This is a genomic window from Paenibacillus sp. OT2-17, assembly GCF_009827695.1.
Classification (GTDB): Bacteria; Bacillota; Bacilli; order Paenibacillales; family Paenibacillaceae; genus Paenibacillus; species Paenibacillus polymyxa_B.
In genome coordinates, this window is record NZ_WUDQ01000798.1 from 1 (window position 1) to 1,297 (window position 1,297).

The following is a 1,297-nucleotide window of genomic DNA, read 5'->3' on the forward strand; positions in this document are numbered from 1 at the left end:
CCCCTTTGGAGTAAATGCTTTAGGTTGACCCAGCTGGCTGATTTGAACTGTATGCTGCAGATGTTTCTGAGGTACTAATAAAAAAAACGCTCAAAAAATGAGTGTTCCTGGGAAAGTCAGTTGTCTTCCTCATTTTTCGTTGAAATTTCTTAAGACCTGTTTTGTTTTAACGGCATTTCTTCTTTGCGCCGAGGGTTACGTTAGCTGTTTGTTGTGACTGATACGTTTCCTGATATGATAAACAACGAGCAGGATTAACGGGAAAGCGATGGCATGGGTAAAATCCCAATCTACCCAGTAGGCTGGGATCTCCTTGACGTAGAAAATAATATTTTTTGCAATCAGATGCGACAGTCCGTAAATCAGAAATGCCACTGGAAAGATCAATGGCCGATAGGATTTTAGCTTTAGTAGCTGAGCTGTCCCCAAAACAAATGCGTAAAAGAAAAGCGCTGTTTTGAAATAGGTGCTAATGATCCACGTGGTGGCCATTAACGCCTCAATCCGCTGCAGAAAATTAGCAATGTTGATTCTCTGTGCAAGAATATAGGCAGCGTAAAATTCGTGCTCTGAGAAATATGCCACGAGCACTGTCAGGGAGAGAAACAAAATGAGGTTAAGTGCAACGGCCCCAATCAACAGGAAGATAAATATATTGCGGCTTGTATTGCTTTTTTTTGGACATAGGGAAGCACCATGAAGATCACGCACATTTCTCCAAAGGGAAAAATACGCCGAACATAATGGTGTGCAGCATGTCAGGAAACGGTGTATTCAAAATAGGATAAATACGCTCTATCTGGGCTTCGGGGAACAGGAGAACGATTAGGAAAATCAGAAAAAATGCAAAGAAAGAGAAAAAAATCTGGGCTGCCCTGCCCAGTGTTTCAAGACCCAGCCGCAAGCCATACACCAGCAGAATCCTCCAGAGGGATAATGGTTCCATCCTGTCCGAGGTTTAACAAATCATGGTCGGAATAGCCGGCATCCAGTATGGCATCTGGAAGATCTCCGCTGGCAACAGCTAGGTTTCTTTTTTCCGTGAAGGAATCTGAGGTAAAATCGATATGCACACCTGTTTTTTCTTCCAGTCTTTTATAAATCAGCTTTTCATTTGGATCGGAAGGTGCCAGCGGCGAGCTTTGAGTCATAAAATGCAAAGTAACTTTCTCTTTAAGCGGCAGAGTGACATTTTCCAGACTTGTAATCTTCGGATTCTGCAGATAATGATTCTTATTATCAATATATAAAGTGTAGCAATTACTACAAAAAATGCAAATACACAAATCGCGAATGC

At 41.9% G+C, this 1,297-nt stretch carries 2 protein-coding genes and 1 pseudogene; all 3 read right to left on the reverse strand.

Annotated elements, in window-relative coordinates; all coding sequences use genetic code 11:
- Positions 1-195: 195 nt before the first annotated feature.
- Entirely contained in the window at positions 196-711 is a 516-nt protein-coding gene (locus tag GRP75_RS30150; RefSeq protein ID WP_337194280.1) for a GerAB/ArcD/ProY family transporter, read from the reverse strand.
- Positions 704-913, reverse strand: coding sequence for a hypothetical protein (locus tag GRP75_RS30155; protein ID WP_237449224.1), 210 nt, complete (start codon positions 911-913; stop codon positions 704-706). The genes GRP75_RS30150 and GRP75_RS30155 overlap by 8 nt, the downstream gene beginning before the upstream one ends.
- 7 nt (positions 914-920) lie before the next feature.
- Positions 921-1,181: pseudogene (locus GRP75_RS27195) on the reverse strand (ABC transporter substrate-binding protein); the annotation flags it as partial.
- Between the last annotated feature and the right edge of the window lie 116 nt (positions 1,182-1,297).